The sequence below is a fragment of the Acidiplasma aeolicum genome, assembly GCF_001402945.1.
GTDB classification, from domain to species: domain Archaea; phylum Thermoplasmatota; class Thermoplasmata; order Thermoplasmatales; family Thermoplasmataceae; genus Acidiplasma; species Acidiplasma aeolicum.
Window position 1 is genome coordinate 1 of record NZ_LKBG01000064.1, and the last position, 3,203, is coordinate 3,203.

The following is a 3,203-nucleotide window of genomic DNA, read 5'->3' on the forward strand; positions in this document are numbered from 1 at the left end:
TGATCCGTATATATTTGCATACCTTGTGGTCTGGTTCCACACATTATCTAAAATATTAATTACTTTATGGTGTTTTATTGGAAAGAGTTGGAGTGATTGTGCCTGCAGATAATGATACGGTTCTTGAAGACTTAAGTTTTGGATTAAATAATAAATATGAAATAATTAATTACAAAATGGAGGAGACTGGAAATAATGGATATCCTGAAAATAATGATCAAGAAAATAAGTTCATTAATGATTTAAAGCATGCCGGTGAATATTTTAAAAAAAATAATGTGAAATATATTGTTTATGGCCGTGGCTATGGTACATATAATGAACATGGAAGGAAATCAATAAGAAACATCCTTAAATGTTATGCCGAGGATGTTTTATTGCCAACCGATTTAATAATGAATAGAATTGCTGATTTAAAAATAAATGCTATATCAGTTATTCTGCCATATACAAGAGCAAGGGGTATAACTGATATACAAATGTTCAGTGAAAAGAATATAAAAATTGAGCATGATTTCTATTTAAATACCGATGATGGAAAATTAATAGCAGGTATAAAATCAGATGAACTATGCAATTTATTTAAGGAAAATGCTGATAAAATAAAAAATAGCAGAATAATAGTAATACAGTGCACCGCACTTCATACGGCGGAGGTTATTGAAAGGCTAAAATTATTTTCTGGTAACGTGGTATTATCATCAAATTCGGTTTTAATTGACTATTTAAGCAAAAAAATTCAATAATTAATAAATTAATTTAATTAATTCATTAAAAGTTTTAAGTATTCAGTAACATTGAGGTATTATGGATGGCAATCATGATAGATTATTATGGAATCCGGACATTGCACCTGTGGAAAAAAATGTTAAGAACTGGGGATACTTACCGCTTCTTGGTGTGTGGGCAAGCATAGCGGCTCCGAATTCCATGCTTGTGGGCAGTGCCGGTATAGTCTTTGGCTTTAATGTTATTCAGGTAATTTTAATAGCCCTTGCCGGTGACTTAATAACGCTAATACCTTTAATTATACAGAGCCATGGTGCAGTAAAATATGGGCTTGCAGAGCCACAGCTTGACAGGACAAGATTCGGAATATGGGGAACGTATATTCCATCATGGATTAGGTTTTTTGCCGCCATGGGATTCTTCGGTGTTCAAACATTTCTTGTCACCGAGGCGGTCATGGGGTTTGTCCTAGAAATAACAGGAAGGGCGGTTGTCCTTGCATCATATAAATCGGTTACACCGGCATTGCTTGTATCACTGTTTCCTAACCTTTTCTGGGGAACATTTATTTCAATAATTATTGTGCAAACAATAATACTTATTCTTGCAAAGCCCATAAGGGGGTCACCATCTTTAAAGTTCCTTGGCTATATAATGCCGTGGGTATCAATTATAGCACTGACATTTACATTCATATACTTTGTATCATTATATCCTGCTGCACTCGTATCTGCCCTTCATCAGCCATATGCACCCTTATCAATATCGGTAATACCAATATTCCTGATATTTCTTGTATCGAACATACATGCAACGCAGGTAATTAGCTGGCCTGACATGATGAGGTTTGGAAAGGACTTTAAGCACATGGTTGTTGGACAGATAGGGCTTCCAATATTTTACACACTTGTTGTTGCCTATGGTGCCATAATGTCTGCAATAACAGAGGTGCTAACAAAGAGTGCAACATATGATCCAAGCCTTCTAATAATAAGGTTCATAACAGTGCCCGCAATAGCAATATTTATACTGATTTTCTATTCATTTACAACCTTAAATACAAATATATTTAGCAATGTTGTACCACCAATATATGATTTAAATAACACATTCCCATCAAAATTAACATGGTTTAGGGGAACAATAATAATAACCGCGCTGGGCATATTAATTGGTGCATGGTCACTGTATTTAAAGGGCATTTATGTATATTTCAGCACATGGATTTTATTTATATCCGGACTTTTGGGCCCCATAGCAGGAATTATAGTTGCAGATTATGCTGTGTTGAAAGGATTTAAATTAAATATAGATGATGTTTATAAAAGAAATGGATCATATACATATCTAAAGGGCTTTAACCCTGTATCAATAATCACACTTATAATTACATTCTTCATAGTTTTTGCACCGTTATATGGCATAAAATACCATATATTTATAATACTCAAGGACGCGTCATGGATTTCAGGATTTGTAATAGCATTTATATTGTATTTAGTGCTAAGCCTTATTCTGAGGGATAAAAAATGGGAAAAAGCATCGGAATCATAATATCATCAGAGCATCCGAGATTCGATTGCGAGTATAAAAAAACGTTTTCAGCCCTTGGTTATGATGTTAAAAAATATATTATGGACTTTGTTCCTGGCCATGGATTCAATGATGATGAAAAGAAATTAATAAAAGACCACATGGAAAATGCCCGGGATTTTCTCAGGGGCTGTGATGCCATTATTTACGCAAGGTCATATGGCGCATTTTTCATTAATGGAATTTCATACATTAGATCATTTTTTGACGTCCCTGTAATATTTTCAACAGAAAGCATAATAAAAAACATTAAAAAATATGGAAATAAGATATATACAATTACACCGTATGCACAGAAGAGGCATGAACTTGAAATAAAGTGGCTTAACCATTATGGCATTAGGTCAATGGCATCCCTGTCACTGGGCAGGGATGATGGATACCTTAGATATATAGAGCCTTATGATCTTAACGAGGCTGTAAAAATTGCAAACAAATCATTAAACATTGATGCGATTTATATTGCATGCACCTTTATGCCTGGAATATCAGGGAAAAATATCATTGAGAATGATTCAAAAATACCCGTGATTTCCGCCAATGGTGCCATACTTAATGACTTTTTAGAATTAAATCTTTAAATTATACAATCCATTATTTGGATAAATTATTAATTTTTATAGGCATATAAGGCCATGAGTAATGCAGTCTTAATTCACGGTGGGGCCGGATCACCACTATCAATGAATGGTATTTTGGAGGATATTTTAAATAAAATAGCATATGATGGGGATCCATTAAATGCTGTGGTGAACTCTGTTGTTTCCATGGAGGATAACATATTATTTAACGCCGGAACTGGATCAGTGCCAAGGCTTGATGGTAGCATACAGATGGATGCTGCTGTCATGTCTGATGGTAATTTTGGATCTGTAATATGC

Annotated in this window: 4 protein-coding genes; all 4 read left to right on the plus strand. The window is 34.2% G+C overall.

Annotated elements, in window-relative coordinates; translation table 11 throughout:
* Window positions 1–77: 77 nt before the first annotated feature.
* Window positions 78–746: a hypothetical protein gene (locus AOG54_RS02140; protein WP_156324166.1), complete on the plus strand. Its 669-nt coding sequence runs from the start codon at window positions 78–80 to the stop codon at window positions 744–746.
* Window positions 747–807: 61 nt separating this feature from the next.
* Complete coding sequence (locus AOG54_RS02145) at window positions 808–2,283, plus strand: cytosine permease (RefSeq protein ID WP_055032346.1); 1,476 nt, start codon at window positions 808–810, stop codon at window positions 2,281–2,283.
* Window positions 2,259–2,903, plus strand: coding sequence for a hypothetical protein (locus tag AOG54_RS02150; protein ID WP_055032347.1), 645 nt, complete (start codon window positions 2,259–2,261; stop codon window positions 2,901–2,903). Before AOG54_RS02145 ends, AOG54_RS02150 begins: the two co-directional genes overlap by 25 nt.
* Window positions 2,904–2,957: 54 nt before the next feature.
* Window positions 2,958–3,203 (plus strand): isoaspartyl peptidase/L-asparaginase (locus AOG54_RS02155; protein WP_201779305.1); only part of this gene is annotated, 246 nt, incomplete at its 3' end.